Source organism: Rhizobium sp. K33, assembly GCF_056501445.1.
Window position 1 is genome coordinate 3,655,315 of sequence record NZ_CP096478.1, and the last position, 14,990, is coordinate 3,670,304.

A 14,990-nucleotide genomic window follows, 5' to 3' on the forward strand; every position below is an offset into this window, starting at 1 on the left:
CAGCCGCCTACCGACCATACACCGCCGCGCGCAACATTTCTGGATAGGCACCATTGCAGCCTTCCAGCGCGTTGTTGGTGAGGCTGACGACGGTGAGCCGCTCCGCGGGATCGATGAACCAGGTGTTCCCGTAGACGCCACCCCACTGGATCGCTCCCTTCGGCAGGGCAGTCATCGCCGCGGCGGGATCCGTGACCAGGCCGCCGACAAAGGTGAACCGATAGCCCGGCTCGCCCTGGATCTCGCCGATCTGGTTGGAAAGCGCAGCACGTGCCATCTCGGTCGAAAGCAGATGGCCGCCGTGCGTCCGCAGCATTTCCAGGAGCTTCATGACGTCATGCGCCGTGCCGGCCATGCCGGCGCCACCGGACTGGAAGGCCTTCGGATTGAAGATGCGGCCCGGAGAGAAGACCGTTCGCCAGTTTTCCTCGTCGCCGCTGACCCACGGGTCCGGCATGCGCTCCGGGCGACCGGGAGCATCGGCATAGGCAACGGCAAGCCTGGCAGGATCGGTGACGTGAAAGCGGGCATCGGCCATGCCAAGCGGGCCGGCCACATGCTGGATGACAGCCTCTTCAAGGGTCCCGCCATGGACAGCAGCAAGCACCCCGCCGAGGATGTCGGTGGCGAAGGAATAGGCCCAGCTCGAACCAGGTTCGAACGCGAGCGGGATGGCATTGTGGCGGCTGAAATTGTCTTCGAGGCTCAGATCCGTATTGCCAAGGCCGAGCGTCATCCGCTGTCCTTCCGGCAACAATTCGAGCGCGGGATCATAGAGCAGGCCGGACGTATGGGTGAGCAGATGACGGATCGTGATCGCGCCTTCGCGCCCATCAGGCGTCTTCGGCCGGAACCAGGGTAGATGATCCGAAACGCGATCGTCGAGCTTGAGCAGCCCCTTCCCGACCATGGCAAGCGCCGTCACCGCGACCATCGGCTTGGTGACGGAGGCGTAGCGGAAGATCGTGTCGAGACGGGCAGGCAAACCCGCTTCGCGATCGGCAAAGCCGGCAGCCTTTTCAAGGATCGGTTGCCCATCCTGATAGACCAGCACGACGGCGCCGGTGATACGCTCTTCCTCGACCACCCTGTCGACCAGGGCATTGACACGATCGGCAATGCTCACGTTCTCAAAACCTCCCAAAGAAAAATGCGAGCTCCGTTTCCGGAACCCGCATCTTTATGAAGATCTGCTCTGGGTCGATCAAGCCACCGCGCGGGCGAGCGCGCAGCGCGACCAGAGCTGATGCAGGGAGCCGACGAGATGTTCGAGATCGGCATCGGTGTGCAGCGGTGTCGGGGTGATGCGCAGCCGCTCGGTCTTTTTCGGAACCGTCGGATAGTTGATCGGCTGCACATAGATGGAACAGTTGTCGAGCAGCAGATCGGAAATCCACTTGCACTTGGCCGCATCTCCCACCATCACCGGCACGATGTGGCTGGGGTTCGGCATATGCGGGATACCGGCAGCATCGAGCATCGAGCGCAGGCGGCGCACGCGCTCCTGATGGGCGAAGCGCTCGATCTGGCTCGTCTTCAGGTGACGGATCGAGGCGACCGCACCGGCAGCAAGCGCCGGCGGAAGCGCCGTCGTGAAGATGAAGCCGGAGGCAAAGGAGCGAACGAAATCGCAAAGTGCGGTCGAGGCAGCAATGTAGCCGCCCATGACGCCAAAGGCCTTGCCGAGCGTGCCTTCGATGATCGTCAGGCGGTCCATCAGGCCTTCGCGCTCGGCGATACCGCCACCATGGGCGCCGTACATGCCAACCGCGTGCACTTCGTCGAGGTAGGTCATCGCGCCATACTTGTCGGCGATGTCACAGATTTCCTTGATCGGCGCGATATCGCCGTCCATCGAATAGACGCTTTCGAAAGCGATCAGCTTCGGCGCCTTGGGATCGGCAGCAGCGAGCTTGGCTTCGAGGTCCTTGACGTCGTTGTGCTTCCAGATGACGCGCTCGGCCTTGGAATGGCGGATGCCTTCGATCATGGACGCGTGGTTCAGCGCATCGGAGAAGATGATGAGGCCCGGGATCTTGGCGCCGAGCGTGCCGAGCGTCGCCCAGTTCGAGATGTAACCGGAGGTGAAGATCAGCGCCGATTCCTTGCCATGCAGATCGGCGAGCTCGCGCTCGAGAAGCACGTGATAGTGGTTGGTACCGGAGATGTTGCGGGTGCCACCGGCACCGGCGCCACAGTCGTCGATCGCCTGCTTCATGGCGTCGATCACGAGCTGGTTCTGCCCCATGCCGAGATAGTCGTTGGAGCACCAGACGGTGACTTCCTGGGTGCCGTTTTCGGTGTAGCGGGTCGCGCGCGGAAAATTGCCGCGCTGGCGTTCCAAATCAGCGAAGACGCGGTAGCGGCCTTCCTCGTGAAGCCCCGCGAGCTGATCCTTGAAAAACGCCTCGAAATCCATGCCTAAACTCCAGTCTACGACACTCTTTTGTGTCTCTACGGCGCTGCGGTCAACCCCGGTTTTGTAAATTCATTCTAAACTGCGACAAATGGCGCGAACATTAGAACCCTTGCACATAAATACTAATGGAATGTGCGAGCGCAAACTTGATCTGCGTCAAGTGAAGCGAAAAAGGGCGACCAAAGCCGCCCTTTTTTGGTTCGCATGAAAAGCCCGCCCCGTCAGGCGGCCTGAACGGCCCGTTTCGCCATGACCCGGATGAGATTGGCCCGGTATTCGGCCGTGCAATGCAGGTCCGACATCAGCTCCGACGAATCGATGTCGACACCGTTTACGGCATCCGGCGACCAGTTCGCCGAGAGCGCCGCTTCAAGGCCGGCATGCCGGAAAACCCCGTTCGAGCCGGCACCGGTGACGGCAACACGCACACCACCCGCCCCCTTCGAGACGAAGACGCCGGTCATCGCATAACGCGAAGCCGGATTGGCGAACTTGGCATAGCCGGCCCTTTCAGGCGCGTCGAAGCGGATTGCCGTGATGATCTCATCCTCGGCGAGCGCCGTCTCGAAAAGGCCGACAAAGAAATCGTCGGCCGCGATCTCGCGGGTATTGGTGACGACGATGGCACCAAGGCCAAGCACGGCGGACGGGTAATCGGCGGCCGGATCGTCATTGGCGACCGAACCGCCGATCGTGCCCATGTGGCGCACATGCGGATCGCCGATCATCGAAGCGAGGTTCGAGATCGCCGGGCAGACGGCGCGGATCGCCGATGAAGAAGCGACCTCCGCATGGGTGACGGCCGCACCGATGGTGACGCGGCGCCCCTCGACCTTGATGCCCTTCAGAGCCTCGATATGCCTGAGGTCGACGAGGTCCGACGGCTGGGCAAGGCGTTGCTTGAGCGCTGCGATCAGCGTCTGCCCGCCGGCAATGAACTTGCCGTCCCCGGCACCGGAGAGGAGTTTGCCAGCATCCTCGATGGAAGAGGCGCGGTGGTAGCTGGTTGGATAAAGCTGCATGGTCCTCTCCCTTATTCGGCAGCCTGGCGGGTCGCATTGGCCTGGAGCGCGCTCCAGACCGCAAGCGGCGTCGCCGGCATGTTGAGGTTGTTGTTGCCGATCGCATCGGTGATCGCGTTGATCAGCGCCGGCGGAGACCCGATGGCGCCCGCCTCGCCGCAGCCCTTGATGCCGAGCGGATTGCCCGGGCACGGCGTGTTCTGGTGCGAGACGTTGAAGGACGGCAGGTCATCGGCGCGCGGCATGGCATAGTCCATGTAGCTTGCCGTCAGAAGCTGGCCCGTCTGCGGATCGTAATGCACGCCTTCGAGCAGCGCCTGGCCGATGCCTTGCGCAATGCCGCCATGCACTTGGCCCTCGACGATCATCGGATTGATGATATTGCCGAAGTCGTCGGCGGCAACGAACTGGATGATGTCGGTCTTGCCGGTATCCGGATCGACCTCGACTTCCGCGATGTAGCAGCCGGCCGGGAAGGTGAAGTTTGAGGGGTCGTAGAAGGCGCCTTCCTTCAGACCCGGCTCCATGCCCGACGGCAGGTTGTGGGCGGTGTAGGCGGCGAGCGCCACCTGGAACCACGGCACCGACTTGTCGGTACCCGCAACCTTTAGCTCGCCATTCTCGATGACGACATCGCTCTCGTCGGCTTCCATCAGATGCGCCGCGATCTTCTTGGCCTTCGCCTCGACCTTGTCGAGCGCCTTGACGATGGCCGACATGCCGACGGCGCCGGAGCGGGAGCCATAGGTGCCCATGCCCATCTGCACCTTGTCGGTATCGCCATGCACGATCGAGACATTGTCGATCGGCACGCCGAGCCGCTCGGCAACGAGCTGGGCGAAGGTGGTTTCATGCCCCTGGCCATGGCTATGCGAGCCGGTCAGCACTTCGACCGTACCGACCGCATTGACGCGGACCTCGGCCGATTCCCAGAGACCGACGCCGGCCCCGAGCGAACCGACGGCGGCTGATGGCGCGATGCCGCAGGCCTCGATATAGCAGCTCATGCCAATGCCGCGCAGCTTGCCGCGACGAGCGGCTTCTGCCTTTCGGCCCTCGAAACCGTTCCAGTCCGCCGCCTTCATCGCTGCGTCCAGCGAGGCGTCGTAATCGCCCGCGTCGTAGCACATGATGACCGGCGTCTGGTACGGGAAGGTACGGACGAAGTTCTTGCGGCGCAGCTCCGCCGGCGAAATGCCGAGTTCGCGAGCCGCCGTTTCCACGGTGCGCTCGAGCAGATAGGTCGCCTCGGGACGGCCGGCGCCGCGATAGGCATCGACCGGAACCGTGTTGGTGTAGACGGTCCGCACATTCGCGTGGATGGCCGGAATGGCATACTGACCGGACAGCAGTGTTGCGTAGAGATAGGTCGGAACCGAGGACGAGAAGAGCGACATGTAGGCGCCGAGATTGGCGATGGTGTCGACCTTCAACCCGATGATCTTGTGGTCCTTGTCGAAGGCCATCTTCACCTTCGACACATGGTCACGACCATGCGCGTCGGTGAGGAAAGCCTCCGTCCGATCGGCCGTCCACTTGACCGGCACGCCGGTCTTCTTCGAGGCCCAGAGACAGACGACTTCCTCCGGATAGATATAGATCTTCGAGCCGAAACCGCCGCCGACATCGGGCGCAATGACACGCAGTTTGTGCTCGGGCGCGACATTGTAGAAGGCGCTCATCACGAGACGCGCGACATGCGGGTTCTGCGAAGTCGTGTAGCAAGTGAAATGGTCTTCCGCCGTGTCGTAGATGCCGAGCGTCGCGCGCGGCTCCATCGGGTTGGGCGAGAGTCGGTTGTTGAGGATCTCGATCTCGGTGACATGGGCGGCACTGGCAATCGCTGCATCGGCTGCAGCACTGTCGCCGATCTCCCAGTCGAAGATGAGGTTGCCGGGGGCTTCCGGATGCAGCTGCGGCGCGCCCGGTTTCAGCGCATCGACGGCACCGGTGACAACAGGCAGCTCCTCATATTCGACCACCACGGCTTCCGAGGCATCGCGCGCCTCGCCGAGGCTGTCGGCAATCACGATCGCGACCGCATCACCGACATAACGCACGGTCTCATGCGCCAGGGGACGCCAGGCACCCATCTTCATCGGCGTTCCATCCTTGGAATGGATCATCCAGCCGCAGATCAGGTTGCCGATCCCGTCGGCCAGCAGCTGCTTGCCATCGAGAACGTCGATCACGCCAGGCATGGCCTTGGCAGCGGCGACATCGATCGACGTGATCTTCGCATGCGCGTAAGGCGAACGGACGAAATAGGCATATTTCATGCCCGGGACGACCATGTCGTCGGTATACCGGCCCTTGCCGGTCAGGAAACGCTTGTCTTCCTTGCGCGCCACTCGCGCGCCGATTCCTTCAACACCCATTGTCTTCTCCTCCAGAGAAACAGGACTTCAGGCAGTCGGACAGAGGCAATTGCAGTCGGCATCACGGAGGCCTTGGTCAGGTCTCGGTCGCGGCGACCGGAACTGCCGAAGTCCTTATTCGGCGGCCTGGCGGCCGGCGGTCATCGCTTCGTTGGCCGAAAGCACGGCCTTGACGATGTTGTGGTAGCCCGTGCAGCGACAGATATTGCCCTCGAGCTCGTGGCGGACGGTGGCCTCGTCAAGCGCACCGTTGTGACGACAGATCATGTCGAGCGCCGTCATCACCATGCCCGGCGTGCAGAAGCCGCATTGCAGGCCGTGATGCTCCTTGAAGGCCGCCTGCACCGGATGCAGATCGCCGCCGGAAGAGATCCCCTCGATCGTGGTGATCGACGATCCCGAGGCCTGGACGGCCAGAATCGAACAGCTCTTGATCGACTTGCCGTCCATGTGAACGACGCAGGTTCCGCATTGCGTGGTGTCGCAGCCCACATGCGTTCCCGTCAGACCAAGTTTTTCACGAATGAAATGCACGAGCAGGGTACGATCCTCGCACTCTCCGCTCACTGTCCGGCCATTCACCGTCAGTGTCACTTTAGCCATGTTGTTCCTCCTCGTGTCTCTCCCGGACACGAGAGGCATGGTGTGAGTTTTATGTGACATGTGCAACCGTCCAGAAGGTCGCAAAAGAAAAATTTGTGTTCCGCATTGCAGCATCAAACCGCCTGTAAATCCTGGGTTCATCTTCGATGTCTCATGGAATGGAACCACCCTTGCGGGTGTGAGCTGCGACCATGGACTTTCACAGGGTCGCAGCTATTCTAATGGAAGCCGAAAGCCGCTGGGGGAGAGCTCAAGCGGATTGGCACGCTGTCAGAAGCGGGACCGGCTGGACCGGACGCGTGGAACTTGGAGAGATAAAGATGAAGAAAGCTCTTGTGCTGATGCTGGTCGGCCTGTCGGTCGCAGGCTGCACCCAGACTGAACGGGGTGCCGGGATCGGCGCCGCTTCCGGCGCGATCATCGGTGGCATCGCCACCGGCAATGTCCGTGGTGCAGCCGTCGGCGCCGCCATCGGTGGCGTTGCAGGCGCCGTGATCGGGCGCGTGTCCGAGCAGCCGGGCCAGTGCTACTACCGCGACCGCTACGGCAACCGCTACATCGACGCGTGCCCGCGCAGCTACTAAAACCGTCGCAAATGAAACAGGGCGGGGAGATCACACTCCCCGCCTTTTTTCATGATCGCTCAAAAAGGGGGTATGCGTTTACACGCATTTACGCCTAAGTTGTCCGACGGGTGGAGGACGCCTGACAGATCGCGATGAAAGCGACATGCGTAGACCGAGTGGATGGACATTGCCGAAATTGAGTCTTGCGTTGCGATTGGGGCTGCTGTTGTCAGTCGCCAGCCCACTCCTGCCCGGTACCGGCCCCGACGCCGCCGCATTCGAGCTCTTCGGCATTCGCCTGTTCGGAGAGGACGAAGCCGACCGCGATATCATTGATCCCCTTGATTATTCGATCACGCTCGACACCCGTGACGCCGACCGCGCGCTTCGCAAATCTCTCGAGCGGACCTCGCTTCTCCTGGCCGAAGAAGACGATCCCGTCTCGGGCGATCTCGGATTGGTCATCAAGGCGCGGGACGATCGCGATCGCCTGATCGCGACGCTCTACGAAAATGCCCTTTATGGCGGCATCGTCTCGGTGACGATCGATGGCAGGGACATCGACAGCCTGCCACCCAATCCGACCTTCGACCGGTCTCGTCCGGTGCCTGTATCCATCACCATTCAGCCGGGCGTGCCCTTCACGCTGGGCGAGATCCGCCTGGAGGGCGATGCCGCCGGGCTCGACCCGACCGAGTTCGACCTCGTCCCCGGAGAGGAAGCCGGATCGCTCAAGATCCTCCGAGCCGCCGAGCAGGTGGCGGAGCGCATGCGCGAAGAAGGACGGCCGCTCACGGAAGTTGCCCGGCGCGAAGTGGTTGCCAATCACGAGATCAAGACGGTGGATGTGACCATCGCAGTCCAGGCCGGCCCCGTTGCGCCCCTGGGTCCTGTCACAGTGAAGGGCGCAAGGGCCGTCGATCCCGGTTTCGTGCATTATTACTCGCGGCTGAGAGCCGGCCAGACCTACTCGCCCGAACAGCTGCGCAAAGCCGCGGAACGCTTAAGAGAGCTTGGCGTCTTTTCCTCTGTCACCATCAACGAGGCAGAGGAGCTGGATGGAGACGGATCGCTGCCGATCGGCATCGTCGTCTCGGAGGGCAAGCATCGTTATTTCGGCATCGGCGCCAGCTATTCCTCCGTCGATGGCGGCGGCATCGAAGGCTATTGGGGACACCGCAATCTCTTCGGACAGGCGGAATCACTGCGCATCGAAGGGTCCGTGCGCGGCCTCGGAGAACTGGAGAATGTCAGCGACGTCTCCTCGCTCGACTACACGGCCGGCATTACCTTCATCAAGCCCGGCGCCTTCGTCCCCTCCGGCACCCTGGAAGCAAGCATTCGCGGCAGCACGCTCGAAACGGATTTCTATGACGCGGCAACAGTCACCGGCAAGGTCGCCTATTCCTACGAGCTGACCGACGTCGACACCGTGAGCGCCGGCGTCACTCTGGCCTATGACAGCATCGACGACGCCTTCGGCGACGACAATGAATACCTGACCTTCGGTGTGCCGATCGGCTATATCAGGGACACCCGCGACAACCGGCTGAACGCGACCGAGGGCCATTACGGCACCGTGACGCTGACACCGAGCTATGACTTCTTCGGCCAGACCTTCTTCACGTCGCTCGAAGGCTCGATCTCGGCCTATCTCGGATTTGGCGAGGAAGACCGCTTTGTTCTGGCCGGCCGGTTGAACGCCGGCACGATTGTCGGCACCGACGACCTCTCGGCCATTCCGGCCACCCGGCGCTTCTTTGCCGGCGGTGGCGGCTCCGTGCGCGGCTATTCCTTCCAGGAAATCACCCCCCGCAATGCCGCCGACGAAGGCACGGGCGGTCGCTCCTACATCACCGCCAATCTCGAAGCGCGCATTGGTATCACCGACACCATCGGGATCGTGCCTTTCCTCGATATCGGCACCGTCGCCGACAAAACGGTGCCCGATTTCAATGACATCAAGATGGGGGCGGGCGTCGGGCTGCGCTATATGACACCCTTCGGGCCCTTGCGCCTGGACGTCGCGGTGCCTCTGGACCCATACGACGGCGGCAGCCGTTATGCCATCTATGCCGGCATCGGTCAGAGCTTCTGACCGACGAAGACAGGACGAATGAAAGCATGATCTGGTTGAAGCGCATCCTGACCTGGACGCTCCGTCTCATGGGCGCGCTGGTCGCCGCCCTGATTGCGCTTGTGGTGGTGGTGATCCTGGTCGGCGGCTTCTCGCGAACCGGAAGCCAGTTTCTCGCAGACCAGATTGCCGCCCTGATCTCGACCGACAACCAGCAGATTACGCTCACCGGCACCGGCCCGCTGCTCAGCAGCGAATTCTCGGTGGATCGCGTGACCATCGCAGACCGGGAAGGGGTTTACGCCTCGGTCGAGGCTCTGACGCTCGACTGGACGCCGCGGGATCTCATTCGCAAACGCTTCACGGCGGAGCGCATCGCGGCGCGCGAGGTGACCATCAGCCGGGCACCCCTGCCATCGGAAGAACCCCAACCCGAGACGGAGGAGCCTTTCTCGCTCCCGGTCGGCATCGATATCGAAACCATAGACCTGCCGCTGATCAATATCGGGGCAGCACTTGCAGAACGCGATTATGCGCTTTCGGCCCAGGGCTCCCTCGAGATCCTCGGCGACACGATCGCAAGCCGCCTGACGGCGACGCGCATCGATGAGCCGGGCAACAATGCGGTGGTCGACCTCCTCTATGCGCCAAACGACAATCAGCTGCGCATCAACCTCGACTACCAGGAGCCGCCCGCAGGCCTGCTCGGACAGCAACTGCAATTGCCGGGACAGCCTGCGCTGGCGATCGAGGTGGATGGCGATGGGCCGCTCGACAACTGGGCAGGGCAAATCATCGCCTCTCTCGACGGCGAACGCACGATCACCGTCGACACAACGCACAGGCTCGAGGCGGACGGGACGCGCAAGATCACCGCGGATGGCGGCGGCAATTTCGCAGGCCTTATGCCGCCGGAACTGCGCGACATCTTTGCTGGCGAAACCTCGATCGACCTTGCTGCAGCACTTGGCACGGACGGATCTGTGGCCATCGAAAGGGGCCGGTTTGAAACCGCCTCCGCAGAAGTGACGGCGGCGGGACGTTACGACCCGACAGGTGCCAATGACATCCGCCTCACCGCGCGGGCGACCGGCGATCCGATTGCCATCACCTCGCAATCGGCCGCCTTCACCGGCAGGCTCAGGCTCCGTAACCTCGACCTCTCCGTACAGGGTCAGGCTCCTTCGGCCGCAATCTCGCTGAATGCGGATCTCGCCGAGCTTTCCGTACCGCAAGGTACACTTTCCGACGTGACACTGACGGCTCAAAGCGACAGCTTCGATCTCGCCACCCGGCAAGGGCCGATGAATATCACCGTGTCGGTGCAGGGAACCGACATCACCGACCCTCAGATCAGACCCTATATTCGTGCGCCGCTGACCATCACCGCGCCCTTGGCGATTGCAAGCGACGCGATTTCGTTCGAGGACCTCGTCTATGACAGCAACGGCCTCGATGTTCAGGCATCCGGCCGCTACGCGCTGGACACCAACAGTTTCGCCGGTCGCGTGGCGGTACAGGCGGAGGCGGACGTGCTCCCACCAGAGGTCGCGGGGCGCATCAATGGCCCGGTCGACTTTTCCGCACGCGTCGATTTCGTTGCTCCTCGGGCGGTCTCCTTGCGGGACATCGTCCTCTCCACCGACATTGCCCGCGCTGAAGGCTCCCTGTCACTCGACCAGGACGGCGTTCTGGCAACCGATCTGACCGGCCAGCTCCGCGACCTCGGTCTCTTCGTCGACCGCATTCAGGCACCCGCCTCCTTCAACCTCTCCGCCTCCGGGCCGCTGGATGCGCTTGAGGCCAACCTCAACCTCTCGGTCGAAGAAGGACAGGCCGCGGGCTACAAGATCGAAGATCTGACCCTCCAGCTGGACGGCGTTGCCAATCTGGACGCTCCGAGCGGCAACCTCAGTGTCAGCGGCCAGATCGACGGCAAGCCACTGGAAGCCACGGCGCAGGTTGTCAGCGCCGACGGCCGCACCAAGGTCGACAACCTCGATTTGGCCATCGGCCCGAACCGCCTCACGGGCGCGCTCGATCTCAGCCCGGACTTCCTCCCGACGGGAGACGTATCCTTCGACTTCCCCGATATCAGCCTGCTCGCGGCCTTGGCCGGGCAGACAGTCGGTGGTGACCTCAAGGGCGATATCACCCTCCGCTCCGAGGAGGGGCGTATTGCGGCAGATATCGATGCCTCCGGCTCTGAGATCACGCAGGGCGAACTCACGATCAGCGAACCGCGGATCGACTTGACGGTCAACGATGCAGCCGCCCTGTCAGCGGAGGGCGATATCAAGGCCTCCAGCATTGTCTCAGGCGCCAACCGCCTCGACGACGCCGCAGTCACCTTCAGCCGGACCGGCCTCGATACGGACTTCAACCTGACGGGCAGCTATGACAATGCGCCGGTGGTCCTGCGCGGAGCTCTGGAACAGGGCGCGGAAGGACTGTCGGTGGACATCGAGGAGCTCAAGGCCACGCCGCGTGGTCTCCCGCTCTCCCTCGGTTCTGCGTCCTCGGTCGAAGTTATCGACGGCGGCGTCAGAATTGGCGAAACCGTCATCTCGGCCGGTTCAGGCAGAGTGACACTCTCCGGTACGGTCGGCGAGCAACTCGACCTGACCGCGAACATCGAGAACCTGCCGGCCTCCCTCGCTGCGACCTTCGCGCCGGCACTTGCGCCGGAAGGCACGATTTCCGGAACGGTCGACGTGAGCGGCACGACCGCGGCACCGATCGCGAGTTACGACCTCAATTGGCAGAATGCAGCCATCGCCCAGACACGGGCGGCCGGGCTTGCCCCCCTCGGGATTACGGCGAATGGCCGCTTCGAGAACCAGACACTCACCCTTGACAGCCGGATCAGCGGCGGCGGTATCGGACTGACGGCGAATGGACGCGTGTCGCTGCAGAACGGTACGGGTCTGGACATCCGCTTGAACGGCAGCGTTCCCCTTTCGGCCGCAAACGGGCAGCTCGCTGCCCAAGGCTTCGTGGCCGAAGGCACCGCCAATGTCGACCTCACCATCGGCGGCACGGCGACCAGCCCGCAGATCTCCGGCACGGTCTCCACCAATGGTGCCCGCATCGTGGATGTCCGGCGCAATCTGGCGATCGAGCAGATCGCAACCATGATCAACCTGACGGGAACACGCGCCGAGATCGGCAGCTTGACAGGCAACTTCGCAACGGGAGGCCGGATCTCCGCCAGCGGATCGATCGATATCGCAAGCCCGGGCTTACCCGCGGACCTGTCGGTCAACCTCGACCAGGCGGTCTATGTCGACGGCAACACCGTGACGAGCACGGTGAACGGCAGGCTCACAATGACCGGCCAGCTGTTGAACGGTCCGACGCTCGCCGGCGACATCAATCTGGAGCGCACCTCGATCACCCTGTCGGAAAGCCGTCCCGCCAGCCTGCAGGCTCTCGACATCGAACATCGCAATGCGCCCCCTGCCGTCCTGCGCCAGCAGCGCGATCAGGACCCGGCCGACGGTCGATCGGCGAGCGCACCGATCGCGCTCGATCTCACCATCTCGTCTCCGACGCAGACTTTCGTGCGCGGACGCGGCATCGACGCCGAACTGGGCGGCACGATCCGGCTGACGGGCACGGCGGCCGCGCCTGTGGTCTCCGGTGCCTTCGAACTGCGTCGCGGGCGCATGCAGATCCTCACGCGCCGACTGGAAATCACCAGGGCCACCATCACCTTCGGCGGCGACCTGGTCCCGCTGCTTGACTTGGAGGCCACGACCAATTCCGGCGACGCTACCATCGTCATCCGGCTGACCGGCCTCGCCAGCAATCCGGAGGTCAGTTTCTCCTCATCGCCGGCCCTGCCTCAGGATGAGATCCTCGCGCAGCTGATCTTCGGCCAGTCCCTCTCCAGGCTCTCGCCGCTGCAGATTGCCCAGTTGGCCGATGCCGCTGCGCAATTGGCAGGCGGACGCGGCACGTCGCTGTTCCAGTCGCTGCGCAGCACGCTTGGCATCGACGACCTCGACATCTCCACCGACGAGACCGGGGGCACCAGCATCAGCGCAGGCAAGTACCTGAACGACCGGACCTATCTCGAGCTGGAGCAGAGCGGCAGTGAGGGCGCCAAAGCCATCATCAACCTGGACATCGGCCGAGGCCTCAAGCTGAAGGGTGAGGCTGGTGGATCCGGAGCAGGCGGCGGTATCTTTTACGAGAAGGAATACTGATCGGGGACAGGACGCTGTCGCTGGATCACGCGACCTTGCTGGTCTTCAGCAGGATGTTGGATTCGGTGAAGTTGATTCCCTCGATCAGACGGATCCGGCGCAGCGTCTCGTCGAAACTGGCGAGATCCCGCTCTTCGAGTTCGGCGATGAAGTCCCACCGTCCGTTCGTGCTGTGCAGCGAGCGGACCTGCGGCATGCCCCGAAGCTGATGCGCCACGCGGTCCGCGAACTTGCCGACCACCTCGATCATGATGATCGCCCGAACACCCGTCGGCTGGATCTCGCTGCCGGTGAGAATGGTGAAGGCGGCAATCGTGCCAGTCGCAACCAGCCGGTCTATGCGAGCCGAAATCGTCGCCCGCGACGCGCCGGTCATGGCCGCAAGCGAGGCGACGGGCAGGCGGGCGTTCTGGCGGAGAGCGCCAAGGATGCTGCGATCGAGATCATCCATAATGCAAACTGTCACATGCTGGTTGCGATATGCGCAAACTATAGAGCTTTGTGACGATGTTCCACCTTTTTGATAACGCCGCTTTCGTCGATCATGCGGCTCCAGACATTGAGGACGAGAGATGCAGAAGCAAGAGAAGACGGTCGCGCTGATCGGAGTTCCGCTGGAAGAAGGGTCCGGTCGCGGCGGCTGTGCCATGGGCCCGGCGGCCTATCGGATCGCCGGCATTGCTTCGGCGCTGGGCGAGCTCGGTTACGCGGTTGAGGACCGGGGCGACCTGCGCCCGCAGCCGGCCGCCGATCTTGCACCCATGGATCGCGCCAAACACCTGCCGGTCGTCGGCGCCTTCACCCGCGCGATCGAGGCGGAGACCTATGCGGCGGCGACGAGTGGCGCCGTTCCGATCCTGCTTGGGGGAGACCATAGCCTCTCGATGGGCAGCGTGTCCGGCATGGCGCGCTATGCAGCGACGCTGGATCGTCCTCTCTACGTTCTCTGGCTGGACGCCCACTCGGACTTCAACGCGCCTGAGACCTCACCATCGGGCAACATCCACGGCATGCCGGTGGCTTTTTTTTGCGGAAAGGCGGAATTCGCCCCGATCCTCCCCTCGGATCGTCCGCTGGTCGACCCACGGCGTGTGTATCAGGTCGGCATCCGCTCGGTCGACGAGGAGGAACGTCGCCTGATCCGCGAGAATGCCGTGAATGTCTTCGACATGCGCGCCATCGATGAAGAGGGCATGGGCAGCATCCTCAAGCGGATTCTGGCCGATGTGCGCGACGCAGGCGGCCTCCTGCATGTGAGCCTGGATGTCGATTTCCTCGATCCGGATGTGGCGCCCGGGGTTGGCACGACCGTTCCCGGTGGCGCGACCTTCCGCGAGGCGCACCTGATCATGGAGCTGCTGCATGACAGCGGTCTGGTCTCCTCGCTCGATCTGGTGGAGCTCAATCCCTTCCTCGACGATCGTGGACGGAGCGCCCGGATCATGGTGGAACTGGCAGCCAGCCTCTTTGGAAAGCGCATCCTGGATCGCCCGACGAGAGGCGGGTGAAACATATATGAATATAGTTGAATAGAACGAAATACGCTCGAGCAATTGCTCTTCATCAATTTTTTTGCCCTAAAACCTAATGGAAGTGAACAGAAATCGCTCACCAAATCACACGAGAATTGCTGAACATTGACGATTGCTTAAACCAGCATGGCTAATCTTGACCCATCGCTGCACGGATTGTCGCTGCAGCATTGGAGAGGGTT

Annotated in this window: 10 protein-coding genes; 4 read left to right on the forward strand and 6 right to left on the reverse strand. The window is 62.8% G+C overall.

Annotated elements, in window-relative coordinates; genetic code table 11:
* Nucleotides 1–7: 7 nt before the first annotated feature.
* The 5 genes from M1E12_RS17680 to M1E12_RS17700 all read right to left on the reverse strand — a co-directional run bounded on the left by M1E12_RS17680 (nucleotide 8) and on the right by M1E12_RS17700 (nucleotide 6,422).
* A complete protein-coding gene (locus M1E12_RS17680; protein ID WP_479562757.1) occupies nucleotides 8–1,126 on the reverse strand; it encodes a serine hydrolase domain-containing protein in 1,119 nt (372 codons plus the stop codon).
* Nucleotides 1,127–1,204: 78 nt separating this feature from the next.
* A complete protein-coding gene (gene hemA / locus M1E12_RS17685; protein WP_113461476.1) occupies nucleotides 1,205–2,419 on the reverse strand; it encodes a 5-aminolevulinate synthase in 1,215 nt (404 codons plus the stop codon).
* Between the two features lie 221 nt (nucleotides 2,420–2,640).
* Complete coding sequence (locus M1E12_RS17690) at nucleotides 2,641–3,441, reverse strand: FAD binding domain-containing protein (RefSeq protein WP_479562758.1); 801 nt, start codon at nucleotides 3,439–3,441, stop codon at nucleotides 2,641–2,643.
* Between the two features lie 11 nt (nucleotides 3,442–3,452).
* Nucleotides 3,453–5,819, reverse strand: coding sequence for a xanthine dehydrogenase family protein molybdopterin-binding subunit (locus tag M1E12_RS17695; protein ID WP_479562759.1), 2,367 nt, complete (start codon nucleotides 5,817–5,819; stop codon nucleotides 3,453–3,455).
* A 114-nt stretch (nucleotides 5,820–5,933) separates the two neighbouring features.
* Nucleotides 5,934–6,422: a (2Fe-2S)-binding protein gene (locus M1E12_RS17700; protein ID WP_113461479.1), complete on the reverse strand. Its 489-nt coding sequence runs from the start codon at nucleotides 6,420–6,422 to the stop codon at nucleotides 5,934–5,936.
* A 320-nt stretch (nucleotides 6,423–6,742) separates the two neighbouring features.
* Between M1E12_RS17700 and M1E12_RS17705 the strand changes: the two genes are divergently transcribed.
* From M1E12_RS17705 to M1E12_RS17715, 3 genes are all read left to right on the forward strand, one after another.
* Nucleotides 6,743–7,006, forward strand: a complete 264-nt coding sequence (locus M1E12_RS17705; protein WP_006724501.1) for a glycine zipper domain-containing protein — start codon at nucleotides 6,743–6,745, stop codon at nucleotides 7,004–7,006.
* Between the two features lie 145 nt (nucleotides 7,007–7,151).
* Nucleotides 7,152–9,086, forward strand: coding sequence for an autotransporter assembly complex protein TamA (locus M1E12_RS17710; protein WP_479562760.1), 1,935 nt, complete (start codon nucleotides 7,152–7,154; stop codon nucleotides 9,084–9,086).
* Nucleotides 9,087–9,112: 26 nt separating this feature from the next.
* On the forward strand, nucleotides 9,113–13,276 hold the full coding sequence (locus tag M1E12_RS17715) for a translocation/assembly module TamB domain-containing protein (RefSeq protein ID WP_479562761.1): 4,164 nt from the start codon (nucleotides 9,113–9,115) through the stop codon (nucleotides 13,274–13,276).
* A gap of 25 nt (nucleotides 13,277–13,301) precedes the next feature.
* Here the strand turns inward: M1E12_RS17715 and M1E12_RS17720 are convergent, their stop codons facing one another.
* Nucleotides 13,302–13,727 carry an Lrp/AsnC family transcriptional regulator gene (locus M1E12_RS17720; protein ID WP_479562762.1) on the reverse strand — a complete coding sequence of 142 codons (426 nt, stop codon included), beginning with the start codon at nucleotides 13,725–13,727 and terminating at the stop codon, nucleotides 13,302–13,304.
* Nucleotides 13,728–13,848: 121 nt separating this feature from the next.
* Here M1E12_RS17720 and rocF point away from each other — a divergent pair, with 121 nt between their 5' ends.
* Complete coding sequence (gene rocF / locus M1E12_RS17725) at nucleotides 13,849–14,784, forward strand: arginase (RefSeq protein ID WP_136539532.1); 936 nt, start codon at nucleotides 13,849–13,851, stop codon at nucleotides 14,782–14,784.
* The last annotated feature ends 206 nt before the right edge of the window (nucleotides 14,785–14,990 follow it).

Bases quoted from the DNA above. Each gene is read 5' to 3' on its own strand.
- M1E12_RS17695 (WP_479562759.1), bottom strand. From the start codon at position 5,819: ATGGGTGTTGAAGGAATCGGCGCGCGAGTGGCGCGCAAGGAAGACAAG.
- M1E12_RS17690 (WP_479562758.1), bottom strand. From the start codon at position 3,441: ATGCAGCTTTATCCAACCAGCTACCACCGCGCCTCTTCCATCGAGGAT.
- rocF (WP_136539532.1), top strand. From the start codon at position 13,849: ATGCAGAAGCAAGAGAAGACGGTCGCGCTGATCGGAGTTCCGCTGGAA.
- M1E12_RS17715 (WP_479562761.1), top strand. From the start codon at position 9,113: ATGATCTGGTTGAAGCGCATCCTGACCTGGACGCTCCGTCTCATGGGC.
- M1E12_RS17710 (WP_479562760.1), top strand. From the start codon at position 7,152: ATGCGTAGACCGAGTGGATGGACATTGCCGAAATTGAGTCTTGCGTTG.
- hemA (WP_113461476.1), bottom strand. From the start codon at position 2,419: ATGGATTTCGAGGCGTTTTTCAAGGATCAGCTCGCGGGGCTTCACGAG.
- M1E12_RS17700 (WP_113461479.1), bottom strand. From the start codon at position 6,422: ATGGCTAAAGTGACACTGACGGTGAATGGCCGGACAGTGAGCGGAGAG.
- M1E12_RS17720 (WP_479562762.1), bottom strand. From the start codon at position 13,727: ATGGATGATCTCGATCGCAGCATCCTTGGCGCTCTCCGCCAGAACGCC.
- M1E12_RS17705 (WP_006724501.1), top strand. From the start codon at position 6,743: ATGAAGAAAGCTCTTGTGCTGATGCTGGTCGGCCTGTCGGTCGCAGGC.